Source organism: Aromatoleum sp. (assembly GCF_036675785.1).
In the GTDB taxonomy this organism is placed as follows: Bacteria; Pseudomonadota; Gammaproteobacteria; order Burkholderiales; family Rhodocyclaceae; genus Aromatoleum.
The window spans coordinates 61,369-83,684 of sequence record NZ_JAKFEF010000010.1 but is presented as its reverse complement, the minus strand read 5'-3'; the positions used below and the strand labels follow the sequence as shown (position 1 = coordinate 83,684).

Genomic DNA, 22,316 nt, shown 5'->3' with positions numbered 1-22,316 from the left:
TTCTCCAGGTGGGCGGGAAGCGCTGCCGAATCAGCGGATGTGGCGGCGCGAGGAGGTGCGCAACGGAAAGTAGCGAGCACGGAAGGATCGTTCGCCGATATAGACCGGCGCGACCGATTCGAGCGGGGTCGCTTCGAGGCCGAACGGCAGGGGCTCGCCGCTGACGACGTTGTCCACCTGCATCGAGCGCAGGTTGTCGCGCGTCATGATCGGCGACGGCATGAGTTCCATGAAGCCCGCCTGCAGCATCGCCAGACCTTGCGGCAGCGGCAGGATCGGTCGCGGCGCGCCGGCGAGCTCGCTGACGTATTCGACGATCTCGCGCAGCGTGTAGACCTTCGGGCCGGCGAGTTCAAAGGTCTGGCCCGCGGTCGTCGGATCGCACAGGCAGCGCCGCATCACGCCGACGACGTCTTCGACGTAGACCGGCTGGAAGCGCGCCGTCGGGCGCGCGAGCGGCAGCACCGGGAAAGTGTGCGCGAGGTGCGCGAAGAGGTTCAGGAAGTGATCGTCGCGGCCGAACATCACCGACGGGCGCAGGATGGTCCAAGCCGGGGAGTCGCCGGCGGCGCGGATCTCGGCTTCGCCGGCGGCCTTCGAGCGCAGGTATTCGGACGGTCCGTCGGGCGACGCGCCGAGTGCACTGATGTGCAGCAGGCGCGGCACGCCGCCGGCCCGGCACGCGGCGACGATCTTGCGCGGCAGTTCGACATGGGCATGTTTGAAATCGGGGCCGAACGGCGAACCCGAGCGCGAATGCAGGATGCCGACGAGATTGACGACGGCGTCGGCGCCGGTGACGAGTCTTTCGAGCGTCGCCGGGTCATGGACGTCGGCTTCGATGGTATCGACCGTCGGCAACGGCAGCAGGTGGTTCGCGCGACTCGCGTGTCGCGTCGGAACCAGGACGGTGACCGCGACTTCGGACAGGCGGTTGGCGAGGGCGCTGCCGACGAAACCGGAGCCGCCAATGAGGACGACGCGTTCGATCTTCATGTTCAGCCTTCCATGCAGGGTGATGCGGGGGTCACTGTTCCGCAGCCAGCCGGGGGGCGATCGTGCCGAGCCGTGTCTTCAGCGACTGCGGCCTGCCCTCGAGCATCGCAGCATAGATCACTGCGTTCGCCATCACTTTCTTGACATAGTCGCGGGTCTCGTCGATGGGAATCGTCTCGGCATAGATCGCGCCTTCGATCGATCGTTCATCGCGCCAGCGCCGCGCCCGATTCGGTCCCGCATTGTAGCCGGCCGATGCGAGCACCGGATGATTGTCGAGGCCGTCGAGGATCAGCCGCATGTAGCTCGTCCCGAGCAGCACGTTCGTGTCCGGGTCGCTGAGCATGCCGGGGTGATAGCCGGAGAGGCCGATCTTGCCGGCGACCCATTTGCCGGTCGCGGGCATGACCTGCATCAGCCCCTGCGCGCCGGAACTCGAGCGGGCCGGCACGACGAAGCGGCTTTCCTGGCGCATCAGTCCATAGACCCAGCCGATGTCCAGCCCCTGCTGGCGCACCTGCGGTTCGACGAACTGCCGGTAGGGCGTGATGAAGCGCAGGTCGAAATTCCCTTTCGGGTCGGCGCGTTCGGCGGTGTTGATGGCGCGGTCGAAGATCTCGTTGGACAGTGCGACGCGGGCCGCCGCGACGAGGAACGCCTCGTCCTGCCCGCGCAGCGCCCAGTTCCATTCGCGTACCGCCTCGGTGCGCAGGTCGAGCCGGTAGAGCGCGAGCGAGCGGCGCAGCGCCGGATCGGCCTCCGCCCGCGCGATGTCGGCGGCGTTGTCGGCGCCGGTGAGGATTGGCGGAGCGAAGAGTTGCCCGGCTTCCTCGCCGGCGAGCAGGCCGTAGAAATGCGGTTCGCCGGCGATCCTGCGGTAGAGCACCGCCGCTTCGGCCGCGCGCCCGAGCTGCGCTTCGGCGCGGCCGAGCCAGTAGGTCCATTCGGGCAGCGCCTGCTCCTTCGACGGCAGCGCCTCGATCGACGATTTGACCATGCGCCAGTTTTCGACACGCAACGCCGCGCGGACGCGCCACGCGCGCTGCTCCGCGCTCATCGGCACGTCGCCCGCCGCACGGTACCAGTCGGCCGCCTGCGGCAGCCGCGACAGCGCGCCGTAATGCCCGAGAATGGCGTGCACGTAGGCCCGCTCGTCGTGCGTGAGGCGGTCGCTGATGCGCTCGAAGCGCAGATAGGCGCCGCGCGGATCCTCCTGCCGCGCGAGGCTCGCGAGCGCGGCGAGGGCGATCTCGCGGCCGACGCGCGTGGCTGCGAAATTCACGGGGAGGCGGTCGAGGTACGCCGCCGGAGCGTGCAGCGCGCGATCGAGATTCGCGCCCGCGGAAGTGCCGCTGTGCGGCAGCCACCCGAGGGTCGCGCGGGCGGCAGTCGGGTTGCGGCTTTCGACCTGGCGCCGGAAGCGCCACCAGATTTCATCCGCGCTGACGAGCTGGTCGAGCGCGAGGACGCGCAGCGTCGGTTCGCAGGCGACGTGATTGTCGGTCATCTCCATCCAGCGTTCGCGCACCTCGGTGAGCACCGTCGCGTCGCCGGTTTCGAGGCGCGCAGTGCGCTGGTGGCAGCGCAATTCGGCGTCCGGCTCGCGCAGGTCCGGGTACAGGCGCAGGAAACTTTCCCAGTCCTGCTCGCGGACGTAGCGCCGCAGCCAGTCGACGCGCAGGCGGTCCGCGAGCTGCGTGTCGGACTCCTCGAGCAGGAATTCGGTCAGCTCGCCGACCGGCGGCGGCTCCGGTCGCGCGAGCTTGTTCGACAGCCGCCAGTAGCGCACGTACGGGTCGAGCACGTGCGGTTCGCGCGCGGCGGCGAGACGTTCGAGTGTCGCGCGGTCGCCGTTGCGCAGCGCTTCGCGGGCGGCGAGTACCCGTTCGTCGCCGACCTGTCCGTGCGCCCCCCCGGCGAGGCTTGCGAGCACCAGCGCAAGTCCCGCCCACAACCTATTGTTCATCCCTTACCATCCTTTTCCTGACCAATTCACCTTAGCACAGTGAGCACTGCCCCCGTCCCTCCCGCCGGCCACGCCGGCGCCGCGCGCCGCAAGCTGCGCGACCGCGCGCTCGCCGAACGCCTCGCGCTGTCGCATGAGCAGCGCGTCGCGCTGACCGGCCGCATCGAGGCGCATCTCGGCGCCCTCGTCACGCGCCTCGCGCCGTCCGTGCTCGCGTTCTGCTGGCCTTATCGGGGAGAGCCGGATCTGCGCGCATGGATGACCCGCTGGCTCGCGCATGGCGATTGCCGCGCGCGGACCGCCGCGCTCCCGGTCGTGCTGGAAAAGGCCGCGCCGATGGTGTTCCGCAAGTGGACGCCGGGGATGGAGTTGTCGTTCGACCGGCACGGCATCCCCCACCCGCCCGAAGGCGATGCGATCGTGCCGGACGTCGTGCTGGTACCGTGCAATGCGTTCGACGCCGATGGCTACCGGCTCGGTTATGGCGGTGGCTATTTCGACCGGACGCTCGCGGGGATCGATCCGGTCGCGGTCGGCGTCGGCTTCGAGTCGGGGCGCATCGACACGGCCCACCCTCAGCCGCACGACCGACCGATGGACTGGATCGTCACCGAGGCGGGCGCCTTTCGCGCCGGTGCCGCGCCGCGCTGAACCGATCCCTCAGCCCAGGAACATCCGGTAGGCGGGGTTCTGCGACTCGTCGGCATATTCATAGCCGAGACGGTCGAGGAAGGCCTGGAACGCGGCCTTGTCGTCCGGCGGCACCTGCATGCCGACGAGCACGCGACCGAAGTCGGACCCGTGGTTGCGGTAGTGGAACAGGCTGATGTTCCAGTCCGAATGCAGGTTCATCAGGAAATTCATCAGCGCGCCGGGCCGTTCGGGGAATACGAAGCGATACACCAGCTCGTGGGCGACGTGCGGCGCGCGGCCGCCGACCATGTAGCGGATATGGCTCTTCGCCATCTCGTCGTCGGTGAGGTCCACGGCCGGCAGCTCGTGGCGCTCGAGCATCTCGATCAGCCGCGTCGCCTCGGCGCGGTTATGCACCGAGACGCCGACGAAGATGTGCGCCTGCTGCGGATCGGCATAGCGGTAGTTGAATTCGGTGATCAATCGGTTGCCGACCAAGCCGCAGAACTTGCGGAACGAGCCGGGACGCTCGGGAATCGTCACCGCGAATACCGCCTCGCGCTGTTCGCCGAGCTCCGCGCGCTCGGCGACGAAGCGCAGGCGGTCGAAATTCATGTTCGCGCCGGACGCGACCGCGACGAGGTTCTTGCCGTGCAGGTTGTGGCGCTTCGCGTATTCCTTCGCGCCGGCGATCGCGAGTGCGCCGGACGGCTCGAGGATCGAGCGCGTATCCTCGAACACGTCCTTCAACGCGGCGCAGATCGCGTCGTTGTCGACGAGGATCATCTCGTCGACGTACTGGCGGCACAGGCGGAAGGTCTCTTCCCCGACCTGCTTCACCGCGGTGCCGTCGGCGAAGATGCCGACCTGCTCGAGCGTCACGCGCTCGCCGGTCGCGAGCGAGCGGGTCATCGCATCGGCGTCCACGGTTTCGACGCCGATGATCTTCGTTTCGGGGCGCAGGCGCTTGACGTAGGCCGCCACGCCGGCGATCAGCCCGCCGCCGCCGACCGCGCAGAAGATCGCGTGGATCGGGTCCGAGTGCGCGCGCAGGATCTCCATCCCGATCGTGCCCTGGCCGGCGATGACGTACGGGTCGTCGTAGGGATGGACGAAGGTCAGGTTTTCGGCCTGTTCGAGTTCGAGCGAATGCGCGTAGGCGTCGGAATACGAATCGCCGGCGAGCACGACTTCGCCGCCGCGCGCTTTCACGGCGTCGATCTTGATCTGGGGCGTCGAGGTCGGCATCACGATGACCGCGCGCGCGCCGAGCTTTTGCGCCGACAGCGCGACGCCTTGCGCGTGGTTGCCGGCCGACGCGCAGATGACGCCGCGCTTCAACGCCTGCGGGGACAGGTGCGCCATCTTGTTGTAGGCGCCACGGAGCTTGAAGCTGAACACCGGCTGCATGTCCTCGCGCTTGAGGAACACGCGGTTGTGGATGCGGGCGGAAAGGTTCGACGCGAGATCGAGCGGAGTCTCTTCGGCGACGTCGTAGACGCGGGCGTTGAGGACCCTTTCCAGGTAGTCCGGAGTTGCGGCGTTCATGAGGGGTGCCAGGGCCAAAGAAACCGAGCGTAGCAGCCGGTGCCGCACCGCCGCAAGCGCAGGGCCGGGGCGAGGCCAGGGTCAGTGCATATCGAAGTCGCCGGTGAGCATCCGCTGCTGCCGGTCGATGAACTCCTGGGTCGAGTCGATGCCGCGCAGTTGCAGGATCGTCGAGCGCACCGCAGCCTCGAGCAGCACCGCGATGTTGCGGCCGGCGGCGACGGGCAGGATCGCGCGGATGATCGGCACGCCGAGCACGGTCTGGGTTTCGCGGTGCATCGGCAGCCGCGACGGGTCGGACTGGCCGGGCAGGCGGCGTTCGAGATGGACGACGAGGCGCAGCCGCATCTTCCGGCGGCACGCGGTCTCGCCGAAGATCGTGCGGATGTTGAGGATGCCGAGGCCGCGCACTTCGATGAAGTCCTTCAGCATCTCGGGGCAGCGGCCTTCGAGCACGTGCGGCGCGATGCGCGAGAACTCGACGATGTCGTCGGCGACGAGGCCGTGGCCGCGCGAGATCAGTTCGAGCGCGAGCTCGGACTTGCCGGCGCCGGAGCTGCCGGTGATGAACACGCCGATGCCGAGGACGTCCATGAACACGCCGTGCAGCGAGATCTTCTCGGCCAGTTCGCGCGACAGGAAGAGCCGCAGCTGGTCGATGACGCTCGCCGCCGGCAGTGGGGTGGTGATCAGCGCGACGTCGCTCGCCTCGCATATGCCGTGCAGGATCGGCGGGATCTCGCAGCCGTCGGCGACGATGATCGCCGGAGGGTGCGCGGCAATGATTTCATTGAGGTGGTGCGCGACCTTCTCGTGCGACTGGCGCTGCGCCCACGCGAGCTCGGCGGCGCCGAGGATCTGCAGCCGGGCGGGATGGATCAGGTTCAGGTGGCCGACGAGATCGGCGGGCCAGATGTGGTCTTCGGCGACCGACAGCGTGCGGTCGAGGGCGCCGAAAACGTGGGTCAGCGCGAGCCGCTCGCGCTGCGCCTCATACAGCCGCGCGACGCTGGTCTGTCGCATGGGGTCCCCACGATACGAACAGCGAATGAATCGTCGCGGCGTCGGGCGCATTCAGCAGTTGCTCGCGGAACTCGCGGTCGCTGAACATCTGCGCGAGCTCGGACAGCAGCTGCAGGTGGTGCTCGGTGGCCTGCTCGGGAACGAGCAGCACGAACAGGATGCTGACCGGGCGCCCGTCGGGCGCATCGAACTGGACCGGGGTCGCCAACCGCAGGAACGCGCCGGCCGCTTCCTTCAGGCCCTTGATGCGGCCGTGCGGGATCGCGACCCCCTGTCCGAGCCCGGTCGAACCGAGGCGCTCGCGCGAGAACAGGCTGTCGAAGACGACGCTGCGCGCGATGCCCTGATGATTCTCGAACAGCAAGCCCGCTTGTTCGAAGACGCGCTTCTTGCTGCTCGCGTCTAGATCGATGACCACATTCGAAGGTGGCAGGAGTTCGGCTATGAGGCTCATGCTGCTCGTGACCAGCGCGGTTCCGGACGGGGCCGGAACCGCGCTGGTGCGGGAAAGATCGTCGGTCGTGCTGACGCGGGGGCTGAAACCCGCGGATTATATACACACCCGCGAGGGGGGGAAGGTAAAGATCAAAGTTCGGTGTTCTGATGCTTCAGCGCATCGTGATGGTGATCGAAGGATTTCTCCTTGTGCTTCACCACCTGACGGTCGAGCTTGTCGGCCATCGCGTCGACCGCCGCGTACATGTCGCCGTCTTCGCTTTCGACATAGATGTCCTTGCCGCGCACGTGCAGAGTCACTTCGGCCTTCTGCCTGAGCTTTTCCACCGAGAGAATCACGCTCACGCTCGTCACGTTGTCGAAGTGGCGGATCACGCGGTCGAGCTTGTTCGTGACATATTCGCGGATCGCGGGCGTGACTTCGACGTGATGTCCGGTGATATTGAGATTCATGATGTTTCCTCTTGTTAATCGTCTTGCGTTAAATCGTCTTGCGCAGGCTGACCGGGGGAATATTGAGCGATTCGCGGTACTTGGCGATCGTGCGTCGCGCGACGACGATACCCTGCTGCCCCAGCAATTCGGCGATCTTCGCGTCGGACAGCGGCTTCTTCCTGTCCTCGGCGTCGATCAGTTGGCGGATCAGCGCGCGGATCGCGGTGGAGGACGCGGCCCCGCCGGTATCGGTGGCGACGTGGCTGCCGAAGAAATACTTGAGTTCGAACACGCCGCGTGGCGTCGCCATGAACTTCTGCGTCGTGACCCGGGACACCGTCGATTCGTGGAGTTCCAGCTGGTCCGCGATCTCCCTCAGCGTGAGTGGGCGCATCGCCACCTCGCCATAATCGAAGAACTGCCGTTGCTGGTCAACGATGGCCTGGGAGACGCGCAGGATGGTGTCGAAACGCTGCTGCACGTTCTTGATCAGCCACCGCGCTTCCTGCAGCTGGCTCGTCAGCGCACCGCCCGAGCCGCGGTTCTGCTGCAGGATGCTCGCATACAGCGAGTTGATCCGCAGCTTCGGCATCGCTTCGGGGTTGAGCGTCACCACCCAGCGTCCGCGCTGCTTGCGCACGACGACGTCGGGCATGATGTAGCGCATTTCCTGCGCCGAATGCTGCGAGCCGGGATGCGGATCGAGGCTGCAGATCAGCATGTGCGCGGCGCGCAGCGCGTCGTCGTCGCAATCGAGCAGACGCTTGAGGCGGACGAAGTTGCGCTCGGCGAGGAGTTCGAGGTGCTGATCGACGACCTTGAGGGCGAGGTCCCGCACCGGCGACGACGGTATCGCGCGCAACTGCAGGCTCAGGCACTCCTGCGGATCACGCGCCCCGACGCCGGCCGGGTCGAGGTTCTGAACGTGATGCAACGCGATCGACAAGTCGTCGAGGTCGAATTCGAGTTCCGGCGGCAGCAGCGGCAGCAGGTCGTCGAGCGTCTGGTTGAGATAGCCGTCGTCATCGAGCGCCTCGATGATGAAGCGCACGAGGGCGCGGTCGCGGTCGGACAGCGGCGACAGGCTGACCTGCTGGTCGAGATGGTCGCGCAACGAAGTCTCGGCGGCCTGGAACTCCTGGAAATCGGTGTCGTCCTCGTCGTCGCGATTCGATGACGACCCGCTCGCGCTCGACCACTCGCCGGCTTCGTCGAAGCTGGCGGATTCGCTCTCGTTGTGCCGTTCCTCTTGCGACGCGGGAGCTTCGGGTTCGCTCGCCGTCGAGGTGGACGATGGTGCGGGGGCGAAATCGCCGGCGTCGCCTTCCTCGCGCTCGAGCATCGGGTTTTCAAGCAGGAAACGCTCGAGTTCCTGGTTCAGCTCAAGCGTCGATAGCTGCAGCAGTTTGATCGACTGTTGCAGTTGCGGCGTCAGCGTCAGGTGCTGCGAGAGTTTGAGCTGTAGGGTCGGCTTCATGATGCGGTCGGCGGAGTCGGGCTCAAAGTCGGAAATGTTCGCCGAGATAGACTTGGCGCACCTGCTCGTTGCCGACGATCTCGTCGGGCTGGCCGCGCGCGAGGACGCGCCCTTCGCTGATGATATACGCGCGGTCGCAGATGCCGAGGGTTTCCCGCACATTGTGATCGGTGATCAGCACACCGATGCCGCGATCCTTCAGGAAGCGGATGATTTTCTGGATGTCGAGCACCGCGATCGGGTCGACGCCGGCGAACGGCTCGTCGAGCAGGATCAGGCGCGGATCGGTCGCGAGCGCGCGCGCGATCTCGCAGCGCCGGCGCTCGCCGCCGGACAGCGAAATTGCGGCATTGGCGCGCAGGTGCGTGATGCCCAGCTCCTCGAGCAGCTCCTGCAGTCGCTGGTCGATCTCTTCGTCGGAAAGATCCTGCAACTCGAGTACCGCGCGGATGTTCTCCTCGACCGTGAGCTTGCGGAACACGCTCATTTCCTGCGGCAGATACGACAGTCCGCGGCGCGCGCGGGCGTGGATCGGCAGGTGCGTGAGTTGGGCGCCGTCGAGTGTGATCTCGCCGCCATCGGCGCGCACGAGCCCGACGATCATGTAGAAACAGGTCGTCTTGCCGGCACCGTTCGGCCCGAGCAGGCCGACGACTTCGCCGCTGCCGACTTCGAAACCGACGTCGTGGACGACCGTGCGCGTCTTGTAGCGCTTTTTCAGACCGTCGACCTTAAGCAGACTCATCGGGCGTCTCTTTCAATAACTTCCGGATCACGTCGCCGGCGAAGCCGCGACTCTGTAGAAAACGCGCCTGCCTCGCCCACTCCCGCACGTCCGCGGGCGTGCTCCGGAACTTCGCTCTCCAGACGGCGCGCGCGCGGTCGAAATCGTCGTCGCCACATTCGGCGTCGATCACGTCGTCGACGGTCTCGGGCGCGACGCCGCGCCGGGCGAGGTCGTGGCGCAGCCGCGAGGTGCCAAAACGTGCCGCCTTGCCGCGCACCCAGGCTTCGGCAAAGCGGCGGTCGCTGAGCAGGCCCAGTTCGGACATGCGGTTCAGGACGTCCTCGATTTCATCGGGCGTGCCGTGGGAAGCCAGCTTGCGGGCGAGCTCGGCCCGGGAATGATCGCGGCGGGCGAGACATCGCACCGCGCGTTCCCGCAGGCTGGTTTCCGGCATCTCGGAAGATCAGGCCGCCGCAGCCGGTTGCGCCGGCTCCGTCGGCATCTCCTTCAGGCCGACGGCGACGCGCACCTTGTTCTCGATCTCGCGCGCGAGGGCAGGGTTCGCGCGCAGGAACTCGCGCGAGTTGTCCTTGCCCTGGCCGATCTTCTCCCCGTTGTAGGCGTACCACGCGCCGGACTTGTCGACGATCTTGTGCTGCACGCCGAGGTCGATGATCTCGCCTTCGCGCGAGATGCCTTCGCCGTAGAGGATGTCGAAGTGTGCTTCCCGGAACGGCGGAGCGACCTTGTTCTTGACGACCTTGCAGCGCGTCTCCGAACCGACGACCTCGTCGGCCTTCTTGATCGCGCCGGTGCGGCGGATGTCGAGACGGACCGAGGCGTAGAACTTCAGCGCGTTGCCGCCGGTCGTCGTCTCCGGATTGCCGAACATCACGCCGATCTTCATGCGGATTTGGTTGATGAAGATCACGAGCGTGTTCGTGCGCTTGATGTTCGCAGTCAGCTTGCGGAGCGCCTGGCTCATCAGCCGCGCCTGCAGGCCGGGCAGCTGGTCGCCCATTTCGCCTTCGATTTCGGCCTTCGGCGTCAGCGCCGCGACCGAGTCGACGACGACGATGTCGACGCCGCCGGAACGCACCAGCATGTCGGCGATCTCGAGCGCCTGCTCGCCGGTATCCGGCTGCGAGATCAGCAGATCCTGGATGTTCACGCCGAGCTTCTCGGCGTAGCCGACGTCGAGCGCGTGCTCCGCGTCGATGAAGGCCGCGGTGCCGCCGAGCTTCTGCATTTCGGCGATGACCTGCAGCGTCAGCGTCGTCTTGCCCGACGATTCCGGTCCGTAGATCTCGACGACGCGCCCGCGCGGCAGGCCGCCGAGGCCGAGCGCGATGTCGAGTCCGAGCGACCCCGTGGACACCGTCTGGATGTCCTTTTCGACGTTGCCGTCGCCCATCCGCATGATCGAACCCTTGCCGAACTGCTTCTCGATCTGCGAGAGCGCGGCGGCGAGGGCCTTCGCCTTGTTGTCGTCCATGTCCTGTCCTTTCAAAACTTTCGCGAATTATGGCACAGCGCTTGCTGCGGCGCAGAACGGCGCTCAGCGCGCCAAGGGTAATTCATTTGTCATCATATGGCGCAGTGCGAAGAGGACCGCCTGGCGCCGCACCGACTCGCGATCGCCGCCGAACCGGCGCGTCTCGCAGTGGATCGCTGCGTCGCGCCGCCCCCAGCCGAAGCACACGAGGCCGACCGGCTTCGCCGCGCTGCCGCCGCCCGGTCCGGCGACGCCCGAGACCGCGAGCGCGATGTCGGCGCGGCTGCGCGCGAGGCAGCCCGCGACCATCTCGCGCACCGTGTCCTCGCTGACCGCGCCGGCCTGCGCGAGCGTCTGGCCGGACACCGCCAGCAGGTCCTGCTTCGCGTCGTTCGAATAGGTGACGAAGCCGCAGTCGAACCATTCGGAGCTGCCCGCGGTCGCGGTGACGACTTCCGCGATCCAGCCGCCGGTGCACGACTCGGCGCATGCGAGTTTCCAGCCGGCGCGGGAGAGCCAGCTTCCGACTTCGGCGGACAAGGTGGCGAGTTCGGCGTCCATCCAGTCACCCCAGGAAATGTTTCAGCACGGCGAGCGCGAGAATCGCGTAGCCGGCGGCGATGAGGTCGTCGAGCATCACGCCGAACCCGCCCTTCACATGACTGTCCGCGAGGCGGATCGGCTGTGGCTTGACGATGTCGAAGAAGCGGAACAGCACGAAGGCGACCGCTTGCCACGCGAGCCCGGCCGGAGTGAAGAATAGTACCAGCCAGAACGCAACGATCTCGTCCCAGACGATCCCGCCGTGGTCCGACACGCCGAGCGCGCGTCCGGTTCGATCCGTCGCAATCACGCCGGCGACGAAGAAGCTGACGAGCAGCGCGAGGAACACGGGATCCGAGACCGGCGTCCGCAGCAGCGGGTAGAACAGCCAAGCGACCAGCGTGCCGCAAGTCCCGGGCCCGCGTGGCGACAGGCCGGCGCCGAAGCCGAGCGAGATGAAATGGGCGGGATGGCTCAGCAGCAGGCGCAGAGTGGGGCGCGTCATCAAGGAGGCGGGCATCGCGGGGGGCGGCAGCGGACGTTTCGGGGAGGCGTCAGGCGAAATGGTCGTAGCCGCGGCCCCCGGGCGGGCGCAGCGTCCCGTCCGCTTCGCGGATCACCACCTGGCCGGCATCGGGCGTGACCGTGCCGATGCGGTTCAGCGGCAGGTCCAGCCGGCCAGCTAGCGCGGCGAGCGCCGGGCGCTCGGACGGGGGAGCGCTGAACAGCAGTTCGTAGTCATCGCCGCCGGCGAGCAGGCAGCGGCGTGCGAGACCCGGCTCGGCACCGGTCGCCAGCAGCGCTGCGAGCGGCAACGCGGAGGCGTCGAGGAGCGCGCCGACGCCGGAGCCTTCAAGGATATGCCCGAGGTCACCGACGAGGCCGTCCGAGACGTCGAGCATCGCAGTCGCGATGCCGCGCAGCGCGAGGCCGGCGTCGACGCGCGGTTGCGGGCGCACCAGCGCGTCGAGGCAGTGCGTCGCGCCGTCGGTATCGAGCACGACGTCGCCGCGCAGGTGCGCGAGGCCGAGCGCGGCGCGGCCCGGATGGCCGGTCACCCACAGGTCCTCGCCGGCACGAGCACCGCTGCGCGTCACCGCCTGGCCGGTCGGCACTTCGCCGATCGCCGTGACGCACAGGTTCAGCGGGCCGCGCGTCGTGTCGCCGCCGACGAGGTCGACGCCGAAACGCGCGGCGCACGCGAACAGCCCGCGCGCAAAGGGGGCGATCCACGCTTCGTCGGCGGCCGGCAGCGCGAGGGCGAGCAGCGCCCAGCGCGGCTCGGCGCCCATCGCGGCGAGGTCGGAGATGTTCACTGCGAGCGTCTTCCAGCCGAGCGCTTCCGGATCGGTGTCGGCGAAGAAGTGCGTGCCGGCGACCAGCATGTCGGTGGATACGGCAAGCCGCATTCCGGGGCGCGGTGCGATCAGTGCCGCATCGTCGCCGACAGCGAGTTCGGAGTGCCCGGCAGGGCGCGTGAAATGGCGGCGAATCAGGTCGAATTCGGAAGGCATCGCGGTCGGGCGGCAGCGGATGGGCTGGCGGGTGGTCCGGCGAAAAGCTTAACAGACCCGACCGCCCCGACCTATTTCCGCGACGCCGACCGCGAACGGGAGCGCGTGCGGCGCCCGGGCTAGCGCAGCACCGGGCGATCTCCCCGATTTACTGGCACAACCCCAGGAGCTGTTCCTGCTGGCTGCAGCCGCGGCTTTTCGTCGCCGTTGACGCCGACTTCGCGGTCGTGCAGCTGCGCAGTTGCTGCTCCATCGGCGAAAAGTAGGCCCAGCCCTTGCCGAGCGGCGGCAGCGCGAGTTCGACTTCGCCCCACTTCGGATGCCCTTCGGCCTGCAATTTCGGAAAGTTCTCGCACAGCGATGTCGCGAATCTCGCCAGGTAGCGGATCGTCTCCGGGCGATTGTAGTTGTATGTGACGAGGAAAGCCTTGACGGCGATTCCCGGAATGTCGTCGGTCAACAGGTTGGGGTAGTTTTCGGCACGCACTGTCGCCGGAAAGTACGTGCGCAGCGCGGCGCGGCTCGTCTCGTGATCGCGATCGAGCTTGAGCAGCTTGATGTACTGACGCACCTCGGGCTTCATCTCGACGAGCAGTTTCGCCGGCTGGCCGGCGACGACGACGACGACGTCGAGGGATTTTTCGGTCAGCAGCTTGACGAGCGCATCTTCATTGGAAAGAAAGCTCGCGTTGTTTTCCGGGATCGCCGACCCGAACATCTGCCGGTAGAGGGTTGTCGCGGACAGCGCGGTGCCGCTGCCGATCGGGCCGACGTTGATCTTTGCGTCCTTGATCTGGTGGACGAATTCGAGCGGCGCGTTCGCCCGCACGATGAAGTAAATCTCCTCGTTGTACAGCGGCATGATCACGCGCAGCGGGCGCAGGACGCGCGCGGCTTCGGCGTTGCCCTCGTTCGCCTGGTCGAGGAACGCCTGGTAGACGTCCGACTGGACCATCGCGAACTTCACGCCGGGCTCGTAGCGCAGTCGCCGCACGTTTTCGGCGGACCCGGCCGACGGTAGGACTTCGAGCGCGATGTCCGCGCCGGGCGCGACGAACTTCGCGATGTCGCGGCCGATCTGGATGTATGTGCCGCGCTCCGAAGCGGTCACGATCTTGAACTCCGCCGCGGCGAACGCGACGGCGCCGTGAAGCGCGAGCGCGATGAACGCCAACAGGCCGGCTGTCCGGTGTCCCATGATGTTGCCTCCCCTCGGTATTGTTGGAATTCTCAGTTGCACAGCCCGAGCGCCGCGACCTCCGGCGTGCAGGGATAGGCGCCCGGCGGCGCCCCGCTTCCGTCCATCCCGGTGGCGCTCGATGCGTCCGCAGCCGCGGCCGGCTGCGTCGCGTCGACCGGCAGCGGCGGATCGTCGGCTGCGATGGGCTGCGCAATGGCGGGTACCGGTTGCGTCCCCCCCTCCGCCGCGAGGATCGCGGCGGAGGGGGGGACGGCCCCGAGCGTCGCGTCGATCGTCCCGGGAGACGAACGGCCGGTGTGAGCCCGTGCCGCGTCGCCGCCACCACCTTCTTCGGACGGGGCATAGGTGCGGTAGAGAAACACCGCGACGGCCGCGATCACCACGAAGAGGAGCGCGCTTGCGGCGCCACCTTTCCGCTTCTGCGCGGGACGGACCGGCGCGGTGCCGCTCGTACGAGGCGACGCGGCTGCGTTTCGGGCCGACGCGGCGACCGTCGAGCCGCCCGGCGTGGCATTCGCGGGGGCGCTCGCGACATGTTCGGCTTCTGGGCGGGCGTTCTCATCGTCGCCGCGACTTGAAAACGATGCGCCGCACTTGTAACAGGCGACGGCGGACACGTTGTCGATCGCCCCGCAGCGCCGGCAAAGCTGCAGATGCATGGACGAGCCGCAGGCGTTGCAGAATCTGGCGTCTTCCGGATTCTGGTGACTGCAGAACGAGCAAGGGCGCGTGTCCATGGGGCACAGAGTAGGGAAGAATTCCGTTTCCCTTCAAGGACCGATTACAACCCGATACTCATTGCCTCCGTTCCTCGCCGGGCCGGCCGGCGGGGAGCCTGTCGTGCCGAGGATCGCGGCCGCCCGGTCTGCTGCGACCGGGCGGCGCTGCGCTTATTCGAGACTCGCCAGGTACGCGACAATCGGTTCGATGTCCGGTTCGCCGAGCCGCGCGATCGCAGCGCTCATTTCGGTGGAATTCCGTATGCCGGATTTGTCGAGATAGCGCTTGAGGCTGAGCCGCAGGTACTGCGGCTGCTGGCCGGCGAGGCGCGGGAAGGTCTCGGAGCCATGTGCGTCCGCCTGATGGCAGGCACCGCAGAAGCGCCTGTAGTGCTCGGCGCCTTCGCGAGCGTGCGGACCGGCGTTCGCGACCGACGGACGCGCCGGCGCGTTCGCGTAGTACAGCGCGATCGCTGCCTTGTCGCGCTCGCCGAGAACCTTCATCAGTCCTTCCATGAATTCATTGCGGCGCTTGCCGGCGAGGAAGGCGTCGATCTGCGCGAGGATGTAGGCGGGATTCTGGCCGGCGAGGTTCGGGACTTCGGGGAAGCGGCTGGTGCCGGTCTCGCCGTGGCAGTTCGCGCAGAAGAAGGAGGCGCTGCGGCCTTCGCGGACGAGGCTGTCGCGCAGTTTGCCGTCGGTGGCCGCCTGTTGCAGATGCTCGCGCGCCGTCCTGGCGTGGGCCGACGGGCCGTGGCAAAGAAGGCTCGCCAGAATAGCGACGAGGGCCAGGCGGCCGGTCGAACCCATGGAACATCTCCCGCGGTGAAGCGCGCCGCGCCCGGAATACGGCGCGGCGGTATATGTGCGCGGCATTCTAGCAACGAAAGCGGGTCGATGCCGAAGGCTTAGACGAAAACGGGTTCGGGGTCGAGATGCACGCCGAAGCGGCTCGCGACGTCGCGCTGGATCGCGGCCGCTGTCCGTCGGACGTCCGCGCCGGTCGCGCCGCCCCGGTTGACGAGTACCAGCGCCTGCCGCTCGTAGGCGCCGACCGGGCCGAGGCTTCGTCCCTTCCAGCCGGCGCGGTCGATGAGCCAGCCCGCGGCGAGCTTGATGTTGCCGTCGGGCTGTGGATAGTGGGGCAGATCGCGGTGTTCCACCGCGAGCCGGACGAATGCGGCGTGGTCGATGATCGGGTTCTTGAAGAAGCTGCCGGCGTTGCCGATCGCTGCAGGGTCGGGGAGCTTGCGCCGGCGGATCGCGATGACCGCGTCGGAGATGTCGCGCGGCGTCGCCGCGGCGATGCCCTGTGCATCGAGTTCCGCCGCGACGTCCGCGTAGCGCGCCACCGGCTGCCAGTGTTTCGGCAGGCGGAAGGTCACCGACGTGATCAGGGCGGCGTCCGCCAGCTCGTGTTTGAACACGCTGTCGCGGTAACCGAAACGACAGTCCGACCGGGTCAGCTCCAGCGCGGGGCCCGCTTCGAACGGCATCGCGGTCAGCGCGTGAAAGCGGTCGGCGACTTCGAGGCCGTAGGCGCCGATGTTCTGGATCGGTGCCGCGCCGACCGTGCCCGGGATCAGCGACAGGTTCTCCAGCCCGGGCCAGCCCCGATCGAGCGTCCATCGCACGAAATCGTGCCAGTTCTCGCCGGCGCCCGCTTCGACATACCACGCGTCCGCATCCTCGGCGACGAGACGGCGCCCCGCGATCGCGACTCTGAGCACGAGGCCGTCGAAATCGCCGGTCAGGATCACGTTGCTGCCGCCGCCGAGCACCAGCCGCGCGGTCGCGCCCCAGTCCGGGAGGGCGGCGAGCGCGGCGAGTTGCGCTGCGTCCGTGATCGACGCCGCCCGGCGGGCGCGCGCCGGCAGGCCGAACGTGTTCAGCGGCTGCAGGTCGACGTCGCGTTCGATCAGCGGCAGCGCCGGCGGGAGACCGCCCGGCGGCATCTCCCTAGCGGGCATCGGCGACCGCCTTGTTCTGTTCGATCGGGAAGATGCGGTCGTACGCGAGATTGAACGCGAACGCATACAGCACGTACGCGCTTGCGAGCCCGAGGTCGGCGAGCAGCGCCTCGAGCCAGCCCATGGCGGTCCACGCCATGATCACCGGGAGGCTCATCAGCAGGAGCCCGCCTTCGAAGCCGATCGCATGCAGCGCGCGCAGCCGGAACGGGCGGTGATCGGCAGGACGGCCGGTCAAACGTCCTTCGACCCAGTCGAAGCAGAAGTTGTAGCTGCCGTTCCATACGGCAGCGATCAAGGCGATGAGCGTGAGCAGCCCGATCGAATCGGCGATCGCCACACCGCTCGCCCACGCGAACGGCGGCGTGATCAGCGCGAGTCCGCCGAGCTCGAACAGCGCGATCTGGCGCACTCGGTCGGCGAAAGAGCGAAGTTTCGGGGAGGTCGACGGCAAGGCGATCGGGTCGGGTGCGACGGGCACGCCACGATAGAGCGCGAACGAAGCGAAAGCAACCGCTGCGCGCAGCATCCGGAGGCAGGCGGACGCCTCACGGGCCGTCCCTCCTGCGCCGCGGCATCCGGAAGCAGGGGTTACGGGCGGCCCCGGGACGTTTCGCCGTCCTGTCGCCCGTCTGGGCGCCGCGCTTCCCGTTCCTGCCGGGACTGCTGCGGGTCGAGCCGTTGTTGTTCCCGTCGTAGTTCGCGCTGTTGGCCGATCGCCTGGCGCTGTTCGCGCCGGTCGCGCTCGTGTTCGCGCTGCTGCTCGGCGAAACGCTGTCGATCCTGCACGTCCCGCCGCCGCTGCTGCTCGAACTGCCGTTGCGTGTGGTCCCGGCGTTCCTGCTGCCGACGCAGTTCGTCGGTTCGCTGCTGCAGGTCCTCCCGGCTGCGCGGCTCGATGTGCCGCTGCTCCGGCCGCCGCAAGGCTTCCGCTTCGCGCCGGGATTCGTTCTGCTGCAACTGCAGCTGACGCATGTGCTGCTGGTCCCGTTCCCGTCTTTCCTGCTCGTGCTGCCGCCGCGGGTCGAGGCGCTGTTCGCGTTCCGGTTGCGACTGCCGCGGCGGCGGCTCGAGTCCGTCCTGCTGGGGGGACGCCCGGATGCGTTCGCGGCGCTCGGCGTCCCGCCGCTCGCGGTCGTGGTCGCGCCGATCGTCGCGGCGTTCCATCGGCCGCACGCCGAAGGATTCGGCGCGCGCGGGACGCCTGTCTTCCGCCCCGACGGACGAGCCCACCGCTGGCTCGCGCGTTGTCTCGCGGTCGCGGTTGCGGTCCCGGCGGTCGTCCGCGTCGTCGCGCTCGCGCGGCGATGGGCGCCGGTCCGACCGGGCGTCCTTCTCGTGCGAGCGCTCGCCCCGATCGGGTCCGATTTTGCGGACGGGGTCGATGGGCGGGAGGGGCGTCGCGACGCGGGGAAGCTGCCAGCGACCCTCGTCGAGCCGTTTCGCGTCGCGGAAGACGGGGCGCGAGTCGCGGAGCACGTCGCCGCGCACCAGCGTCACCGCGTCGCGATGGTCGCGGTACGCGTAGCGCGCATGACGGCGGTCGCGCTCGACGTGCGTGATTTCAACAACGTTCGTGACGTGGGTGATGTTGATCCGGCGGACGTAGGACGGGGTGTAGCGGTAGCTCGGGAGGTAGATTTCCCGTGGCGCGAGCGGGAACCAGCCGACGTGCGCGGGCCCCGACGACACGACGACGCCCGGCAGCCCCAGCCATACGACCAGCGCCGGCGCATAGACCGGCCGGGCGACATAGCGCCCCGGCACCCAGGCCCAGCGGTGGCCGAGCAGGACCCAGCGTCCGTAGTGGAACGGCGCGAAGCCCCAGGGCGCGTCGTCGACCCAGGTCCAGCCCCAGGGCGCGACCGAAACCCAGCGGCCCGAACGATACGGCGCCCAGCCGGACGGGACGTCGCGCGGGTACCAGATCTCGCCGTATTCGTCCGACGTCCGCCAGTCGCCGTATTCGTGCAGATCCTCGGCGCCGGTCATTTCGGGCGACACGTGCCGCGGCGCGCCCAGCGCGTCGTCGCGCTCGTCGCGCGCGAGCACCCATTCGGCGAAATCGTCGTCCGCCGGGTCGTCCCAGCGCACGCTCGTGCCGTCGGCGATGTAGACGTGGGCGCGCCGACCCTCGGTGACGATGATGTCGCTGTCGTCGGAGCGGAAATTGAGGTCGCCCCGATAGCTCGTCAGCGAGACCGTCGCTTCGTCGTGATCGACGCGGAATTGCCCGGGGCCGACGGGGATGACGGCGCCGTGTCGCGTCTCGACCTCGATCGCGGCGGCCGGCTCGGCACTGCGGACGCGAACGGCGACGCTCCCTTCGTCGAGCCGTACGCGGATGCGCTCGTCGTCGAGCCTCAGGATGTCGACGGCGGTCCGGTTGCCGAGGCGGAGCGCGGTCGAGCCGATCCGGATTTCCGCCAGCCCGTCCGCGCCGGTTGCGATCTCGTCGCCGGCGGTCAAGGGCCAGTTCAGGCTCGCGTCTTCCCATCGCCGGCTGTCCTCGCGCCGCATCGAGACGTCGCCGTCGAGCAGTGAAAGGCGGCCGACGCGGGACGGCGGATCGGATGACGCGGCCTGCGCGCACGCGAGGACGATCAGCAGCGGCAGGGCCAGCCAGGAGCGAAGGTGCGAAATCATGGGGAATGTCACTCCGGACGACGCGCAGCCGCCGGGCGGACGGTCCGCGCAGAGCTTCGGGCTGCGGGAAAAGCGGATTCCTGTCCGGTTCAACGTTTCGGCGGGGCGAATCGACGACATGCCGATATTGCCTTCGTCCGCGTGCCGGGGGTCGTCCGGGGGGGGGGCAACGGAGTAACAAAATGTCGGAGTTTTTTACAGTAGCGCGGGCATTTTTCCCACACACGGCGCTATGTTCTTGTTGTTGCGGGAGTCTATTGCTGTGGCATGAAAAGTGCTTCGCAGGTGAGCGCTGTGCGCGCCGGACGTCTTCCCGATTAAAAAAAGGTCACGAGATGCCTTACTCGAAGAAATCGTTTCCGTTTGTACTGGCGGCCGCGTTGCTGCCATCCGGCGCTCATGCGCTGGCGCTCGTCGATGTCGAAAATCTTGACAGTTATGCGGGCATCGCGACGGTCACCGTGACGAAGGCCTCGCCCGGGAAGTCGGGGAAGGACGAGGAAGTCGCAAGCTTCAGCATGGCGTGGAACGGCGCGAACCGTCCTTACGCCTACGCGATGTCGGTCGCGCCCGGCCTGTCGCAGTTCATGGTCGATTTCAGATCGCTGTTTCCCGGCCACGGCGCGCCGACATCCTTGGGCTGGAGGCTGTTTTCGCTGGATTCCGAGCAGGCGGAACTGGACTGGATCGACCTCACCATCGGCTCCGCGGCGATCGGCAGCCTCGAGGACGTGCTTGCGCTCGCGCAAGCGGGGGCCGACTTCGCCGCATGGGAGGAGACCGTCAGTCAGACGACCTACAGCGCGATGTACCGGCTGTTCCTCTTCGATGCCGGGTCGGTGTCGGCGCCGGGGGCTGCGGTTCCGGTCGCGGCCGTTCCCGAGCCCGGCCTGCTGGCGCTTCTCGGCATCGGTCTCGGCGGACTCGCGATGATGCGCCGCCGAAAAGCGGCCTGAGCAGCGAGCCGGGTCCGGCTCGCGTGCGTTCGGGCCGGCCTCGCGGCGCGGGCCGCTGGATCAGTGCGCGATGCAGATCTTGCCGAAATGCGCGCCGCCCGCGAGATATTCGAGCGCCGCGTGCAGTTCGTCGAAGGCGAACACGCGGTCGACGAGCGGCCGCATCCGGTGCTGTTCGACCGCCGCGCTCATCGCGAGGAAATCGTCACGGCTTCCGACCGTGATTCCCTGCAGGCGGACATGTCGCGTGACGACGAGGCCGAGCGATGCGCTCAGCGACGAGCCGGCGAGCACGCCGATCAGGCTGAGCGTGCCCCCCGGGCGGATCGCGCGCAGCGACTGCGGCAGCGTGCCCTGGCCGCCGACCTCGACGATGTGATCGATGCCGTCACCGCCGGCGATCTCGCGCGCGCGCCGCCCCCATTCGGGCTCCTCGCGGTAATTGATCGTCTCGTCGGCGCCGAGCCTCTTCGCCCGCGCGAGCTTGTCGTGGCTCGACGACGTGCACACGACGTACGCGCCGAGCATTTTTGCGAACTGCAGCGCGAAGAGCGACACCCCGCCGGTGCCCTGGATTAGCACCTTGTCGCCGGGCGCGAGCCGGCCTTCGGTCACGAGCGCGCGCCACGCCGTGACGGCTGCCGTCGGCAGCGTCGCCGCCTCGGCGTCGTCGAGATGCGTCGGGGCGGGCGCGACGCCGTCCTCGGGAAGGACCATGAATTCCGCCATCGTGCCGTCCCTCTCGCAGCCGAGGCTGCGCGCAAGCCGCGCCGCGTTCGGTTCGCCGCCCATCCAGCTCTGGAAGAACAGCGGGCATACGCGGTCGCCGGGCGCGAACCGGGTGACCCCTTCGCCGACCACGTCGACGACGCCGACCCCATCGCTGAGCATGATCAGCGGCAGCGCCTGCATCCGCGAGCCGTAGCCGTGCTTCGGCACGAGCAGGTCACGGTAGTTCAGCGCCGACGCACGCATCCGCAAGCGCACCTCGCCCGGTCCGGGGTGCGGATCGGGCCGCGTGCCGATCCGCAGGTTTTCGGGCGACCAGTCTTCCTCCACCTGAAATACTTTCATCAGCCTCTCCATCTCTGTCCCGGACAACCGTCCGGCGGGGATATTTGCACGGAATGGCGCGCGGCGCGCGGTTCTTGACGCGACGGCGAGTGCTGCCCCGGACGGAGCCCCTCGGGTTCGTCGGGCATGGAGCTGTCGCGGGCCGGTCGGAACGAGCGTTCGCCGACACGCTCGGGAGGTACGATTTTGCCTGTCCGACTGCCGGGCCCATAGCCCGCGAAGCCGGTACGACCGGTTGCGCTCCCGAGGGGCGGGAGCGGATTTCGACCGGCTCGGCGCGAACGCCCCGGTTTGCGTTTTCCCGGCGCGGGGTCGATAACGATAGCGGGCTTCCGCATGCGCGCTGAGGCGCAGGCGGGGGCGCTTGACGAAAGGCAAGGCGGCCGGCGGCGTGGGCTGATGCAGTGTACGCGCGGTGTACAAACGACAGGAGCGACCATCGGATGACGGTCGGGCGGGGGAAGACGGGATGATGAACGAACGTCGAAGCGCCGGAAGCGACGATCGGGCCGCCACGCCGGCACAGATGCGCTGGCGCCACGTTCACCGACCGCTGCTGCCGAGGGTGGCTGGCGTCGGACACCACCGGCGCTGGAATGCGCGCCGACACGACGCCGTGCAGGACGGCGAAGTCCGCTGGCATTTCGCGCTCCTCGCGTATGCGTGTGTCGTTCTCGCGGTCATCGGCGTCGTCCTGCCGGGGCTGCCGACGACGCCTTTCGTCCTCGCGGCGGCGTGGGCCGCGCGGCGCGGCTGTCCTTCGCTCGACCGCTGGCTGCGCACCCACCGCCGTCTCGGCCCGCTGCTACATCACTGGGAGACACGGCGCGAAGTGCCGCCGCGCGCGAAGCTCGCGATGGTCGTGTTGCTGGCGCTGAGCTGGGGGGTGCTCGCGGCCGGGAGCGATGGGCCGCTCGTCCCGGCGACGGCCGCGGTC

General features: G+C 68.2%; 22 protein-coding genes and 1 pseudogene. 3 read left to right on the top strand and 20 right to left on the bottom strand.

From position 1 onward, the window contains the following. Positions 1-30: 30 nt before the first annotated feature. Positions 31-996: a complex I NDUFA9 subunit family protein gene (locus tag V6M37_RS01985; protein ID WP_332670606.1), complete on the bottom strand. Its 966-nt coding sequence runs from the start codon at positions 994-996 to the stop codon at positions 31-33. Positions 997-1,027: 31 nt separating this feature from the next. Further along, positions 1,028-2,962: a lytic transglycosylase domain-containing protein gene (locus tag V6M37_RS01980; RefSeq protein ID WP_332670603.1), complete on the bottom strand. Its 1,935-nt coding sequence runs from the start codon at positions 2,960-2,962 to the stop codon at positions 1,028-1,030. A gap of 39 nt (positions 2,963-3,001) precedes the next feature. Between V6M37_RS01980 and V6M37_RS01975 the strand changes: the two genes are divergently transcribed. Continuing rightward, positions 3,002-3,613, top strand: a complete 612-nt coding sequence (locus tag V6M37_RS01975) for a 5-formyltetrahydrofolate cyclo-ligase (RefSeq protein WP_332670600.1) — start codon at positions 3,002-3,004, stop codon at positions 3,611-3,613. A 9-nt stretch (positions 3,614-3,622) separates the two neighbouring features. On the opposite strand, the gene ilvA is transcribed toward V6M37_RS01975, so the two are convergent. The 17 genes from ilvA to V6M37_RS01890 all read right to left on the bottom strand — a co-directional run bounded on the left by ilvA (position 3,623) and on the right by V6M37_RS01890 (position 19,349). Then, positions 3,623-5,143, bottom strand: coding sequence for a threonine ammonia-lyase, biosynthetic (gene ilvA / locus V6M37_RS01970; protein WP_332670598.1), 1,521 nt, complete (start codon positions 5,141-5,143; stop codon positions 3,623-3,625). Between the two features lie 81 nt (positions 5,144-5,224). Next, positions 5,225-6,166 carry an HPr(Ser) kinase/phosphatase gene (hprK, locus tag V6M37_RS01965; protein ID WP_332670595.1) on the bottom strand — a complete coding sequence of 314 codons (942 nt, stop codon included), beginning with the start codon at positions 6,164-6,166 and terminating at the stop codon, positions 5,225-5,227. Beyond that, positions 6,135-6,620 carry a PTS IIA-like nitrogen regulatory protein PtsN gene (gene ptsN, locus V6M37_RS01960; RefSeq protein ID WP_312658393.1) on the bottom strand — a complete coding sequence of 162 codons (486 nt, stop codon included), beginning with the start codon at positions 6,618-6,620 and terminating at the stop codon, positions 6,135-6,137. The genes hprK and ptsN overlap by 32 nt, the downstream gene beginning before the upstream one ends. A gap of 131 nt (positions 6,621-6,751) precedes the next feature. Continuing rightward, positions 6,752-7,075, bottom strand: a complete 324-nt coding sequence (hpf, locus tag V6M37_RS01955; RefSeq protein WP_332670591.1) for a ribosome hibernation-promoting factor, HPF/YfiA family — start codon at positions 7,073-7,075, stop codon at positions 6,752-6,754. A 28-nt stretch (positions 7,076-7,103) separates the two neighbouring features. Continuing rightward, positions 7,104-8,534 (bottom strand): RNA polymerase factor sigma-54, encoded by a 1,431-nt coding sequence (locus tag V6M37_RS01950; protein ID WP_332670589.1) that lies wholly within the window; start codon positions 8,532-8,534, stop codon positions 7,104-7,106. A gap of 22 nt (positions 8,535-8,556) precedes the next feature. Beyond that, positions 8,557-9,279, bottom strand: a complete 723-nt coding sequence (gene lptB / locus V6M37_RS01945; RefSeq protein WP_332670587.1) for an LPS export ABC transporter ATP-binding protein — start codon at positions 9,277-9,279, stop codon at positions 8,557-8,559. After that, positions 9,266-9,715, bottom strand: coding sequence for a recombination regulator RecX (gene recX / locus V6M37_RS01940; protein WP_332670585.1), 450 nt, complete (start codon positions 9,713-9,715; stop codon positions 9,266-9,268). Before recX ends, lptB begins: the two co-directional genes overlap by 14 nt. A gap of 9 nt (positions 9,716-9,724) precedes the next feature. Next, positions 9,725-10,756, bottom strand: a complete 1,032-nt coding sequence (recA, locus tag V6M37_RS01935) for a recombinase RecA (protein ID WP_332670583.1) — start codon at positions 10,754-10,756, stop codon at positions 9,725-9,727. Between the two features lie 63 nt (positions 10,757-10,819). Then, positions 10,820-11,317, bottom strand: a complete 498-nt coding sequence (locus V6M37_RS01930) for a CinA family protein (protein ID WP_332670580.1) — start codon at positions 11,315-11,317, stop codon at positions 10,820-10,822. A 4-nt stretch (positions 11,318-11,321) separates the two neighbouring features. Then, a complete protein-coding gene (locus V6M37_RS01925) occupies positions 11,322-11,804 on the bottom strand; it encodes a phosphatidylglycerophosphatase A family protein (RefSeq protein ID WP_332670578.1) in 483 nt (160 codons plus the stop codon). Positions 11,805-11,853: 49 nt separating this feature from the next. Beyond that, complete coding sequence (thiL, locus tag V6M37_RS01920) at positions 11,854-12,813, bottom strand: thiamine-phosphate kinase (protein WP_332670576.1); 960 nt, start codon at positions 12,811-12,813, stop codon at positions 11,854-11,856. Positions 12,814-12,961: 148 nt separating this feature from the next. Then, positions 12,962-14,011 carry a TAXI family TRAP transporter solute-binding subunit gene (locus tag V6M37_RS01915; protein WP_332670574.1) on the bottom strand — a complete coding sequence of 350 codons (1,050 nt, stop codon included), beginning with the start codon at positions 14,009-14,011 and terminating at the stop codon, positions 12,962-12,964. A gap of 32 nt (positions 14,012-14,043) precedes the next feature. Continuing rightward, positions 14,044-14,751 (bottom strand): zinc ribbon domain-containing protein, encoded by a 708-nt coding sequence (locus tag V6M37_RS01910; protein WP_332670571.1) that lies wholly within the window; start codon positions 14,749-14,751, stop codon positions 14,044-14,046. 153 nt (positions 14,752-14,904) lie between these two features. Continuing rightward, positions 14,905-15,543: a c-type cytochrome gene (locus tag V6M37_RS01905; RefSeq protein ID WP_332670569.1), complete on the bottom strand. Its 639-nt coding sequence runs from the start codon at positions 15,541-15,543 to the stop codon at positions 14,905-14,907. Between the two features lie 98 nt (positions 15,544-15,641). Next, on the bottom strand, positions 15,642-16,703 hold the full coding sequence (gene murB / locus V6M37_RS01900) for a UDP-N-acetylmuramate dehydrogenase (protein WP_332670567.1): 1,062 nt from the start codon (positions 16,701-16,703) through the stop codon (positions 15,642-15,644). Further along, positions 16,693-17,184 carry a PACE efflux transporter gene (locus V6M37_RS01895; protein ID WP_332670688.1) on the bottom strand — a complete coding sequence of 164 codons (492 nt, stop codon included), beginning with the start codon at positions 17,182-17,184 and terminating at the stop codon, positions 16,693-16,695. The genes murB and V6M37_RS01895 overlap by 11 nt, the downstream gene beginning before the upstream one ends. 110 nt (positions 17,185-17,294) lie before the next feature. After that, positions 17,295-19,349 carry a DUF6600 domain-containing protein gene (locus tag V6M37_RS01890; RefSeq protein WP_332670565.1) on the bottom strand — a complete coding sequence of 685 codons (2,055 nt, stop codon included), beginning with the start codon at positions 19,347-19,349 and terminating at the stop codon, positions 17,295-17,297. A gap of 335 nt (positions 19,350-19,684) precedes the next feature. Here V6M37_RS01890 and V6M37_RS01885 point away from each other — a divergent pair, with 335 nt between their 5' ends. Then, positions 19,685-20,305 (top strand): PEP-CTERM sorting domain-containing protein, encoded by a 621-nt coding sequence (locus V6M37_RS01885; RefSeq protein ID WP_332670563.1) that lies wholly within the window; start codon positions 19,685-19,687, stop codon positions 20,303-20,305. A gap of 60 nt (positions 20,306-20,365) precedes the next feature. Here the strand turns inward: V6M37_RS01885 and V6M37_RS01880 are convergent, their stop codons facing one another. Continuing rightward, positions 20,366-21,379, bottom strand: coding sequence for a zinc-dependent alcohol dehydrogenase family protein (locus tag V6M37_RS01880; RefSeq protein ID WP_332670561.1), 1,014 nt, complete (start codon positions 21,377-21,379; stop codon positions 20,366-20,368). A gap of 469 nt (positions 21,380-21,848) precedes the next feature. Between V6M37_RS01880 and V6M37_RS18700 the strand changes: the two are divergent. After that, positions 21,849-22,292 (top strand): annotated as a pseudogene (locus tag V6M37_RS18700) (YbaN family protein); the annotation flags it as partial. Between the last annotated feature and the right edge of the window lie 24 nt (positions 22,293-22,316).

Excerpts from the sequence above, each read along its gene's own strand:
- V6M37_RS01985 (WP_332670606.1), bottom strand. The coding sequence starts at position 996 with ATGAAGATCGAACGCGTCGTCCTCATTGGCGGCTCCGGTTTCGTCGGC.
- V6M37_RS01980 (WP_332670603.1), bottom strand. The coding sequence starts at position 2,962 with ATGAACAATAGGTTGTGGGCGGGACTTGCGCTGGTGCTCGCAAGCCTC.
- ilvA (WP_332670598.1), bottom strand. The coding sequence starts at position 5,143 with ATGAACGCCGCAACTCCGGACTACCTGGAAAGGGTCCTCAACGCCCGC.
- hprK (WP_332670595.1), bottom strand. The coding sequence starts at position 6,166 with ATGCGACAGACCAGCGTCGCGCGGCTGTATGAGGCGCAGCGCGAGCGG.
- ptsN (WP_312658393.1), bottom strand. The coding sequence starts at position 6,620 with ATGAGCCTCATAGCCGAACTCCTGCCACCTTCGAATGTGGTCATCGAT.
- hpf (WP_332670591.1), bottom strand. The coding sequence starts at position 7,075 with ATGAATCTCAATATCACCGGACATCACGTCGAAGTCACGCCCGCGATC.
- V6M37_RS01950 (WP_332670589.1), bottom strand. The coding sequence starts at position 8,534 with ATGAAGCCGACCCTACAGCTCAAACTCTCGCAGCACCTGACGCTGACG.
- lptB (WP_332670587.1), bottom strand. The coding sequence starts at position 9,279 with ATGAGTCTGCTTAAGGTCGACGGTCTGAAAAAGCGCTACAAGACGCGC.
- recX (WP_332670585.1), bottom strand. The coding sequence starts at position 9,715 with ATGCCGGAAACCAGCCTGCGGGAACGCGCGGTGCGATGTCTCGCCCGC.
- recA (WP_332670583.1), bottom strand. The coding sequence starts at position 10,756 with ATGGACGACAACAAGGCGAAGGCCCTCGCCGCCGCGCTCTCGCAGATC.
- V6M37_RS01930 (WP_332670580.1), bottom strand. The coding sequence starts at position 11,317 with ATGGACGCCGAACTCGCCACCTTGTCCGCCGAAGTCGGAAGCTGGCTC.
- V6M37_RS01925 (WP_332670578.1), bottom strand. The coding sequence starts at position 11,804 with ATGACGCGCCCCACTCTGCGCCTGCTGCTGAGCCATCCCGCCCATTTC.
- thiL (WP_332670576.1), bottom strand. The coding sequence starts at position 12,813 with ATGCCTTCCGAATTCGACCTGATTCGCCGCCATTTCACGCGCCCTGCC.
- V6M37_RS01915 (WP_332670574.1), bottom strand. The coding sequence starts at position 14,011 with ATGGGACACCGGACAGCCGGCCTGTTGGCGTTCATCGCGCTCGCGCTT.
- V6M37_RS01910 (WP_332670571.1), bottom strand. The coding sequence starts at position 14,751 with ATGGACACGCGCCCTTGCTCGTTCTGCAGTCACCAGAATCCGGAAGAC.
- V6M37_RS01905 (WP_332670569.1), bottom strand. The coding sequence starts at position 15,543 with ATGGGTTCGACCGGCCGCCTGGCCCTCGTCGCTATTCTGGCGAGCCTT.
- murB (WP_332670567.1), bottom strand. The coding sequence starts at position 16,703 with ATGCCCGCTAGGGAGATGCCGCCGGGCGGTCTCCCGCCGGCGCTGCCG.
- V6M37_RS01890 (WP_332670565.1), bottom strand. The coding sequence starts at position 19,349 with ATGATTTCGCACCTTCGCTCCTGGCTGGCCCTGCCGCTGCTGATCGTC.
- V6M37_RS01885 (WP_332670563.1), top strand. The coding sequence starts at position 19,685 with ATGCCTTACTCGAAGAAATCGTTTCCGTTTGTACTGGCGGCCGCGTTG.
- V6M37_RS01880 (WP_332670561.1), bottom strand. The coding sequence starts at position 21,379 with ATGAAAGTATTTCAGGTGGAGGAAGACTGGTCGCCCGAAAACCTGCGG.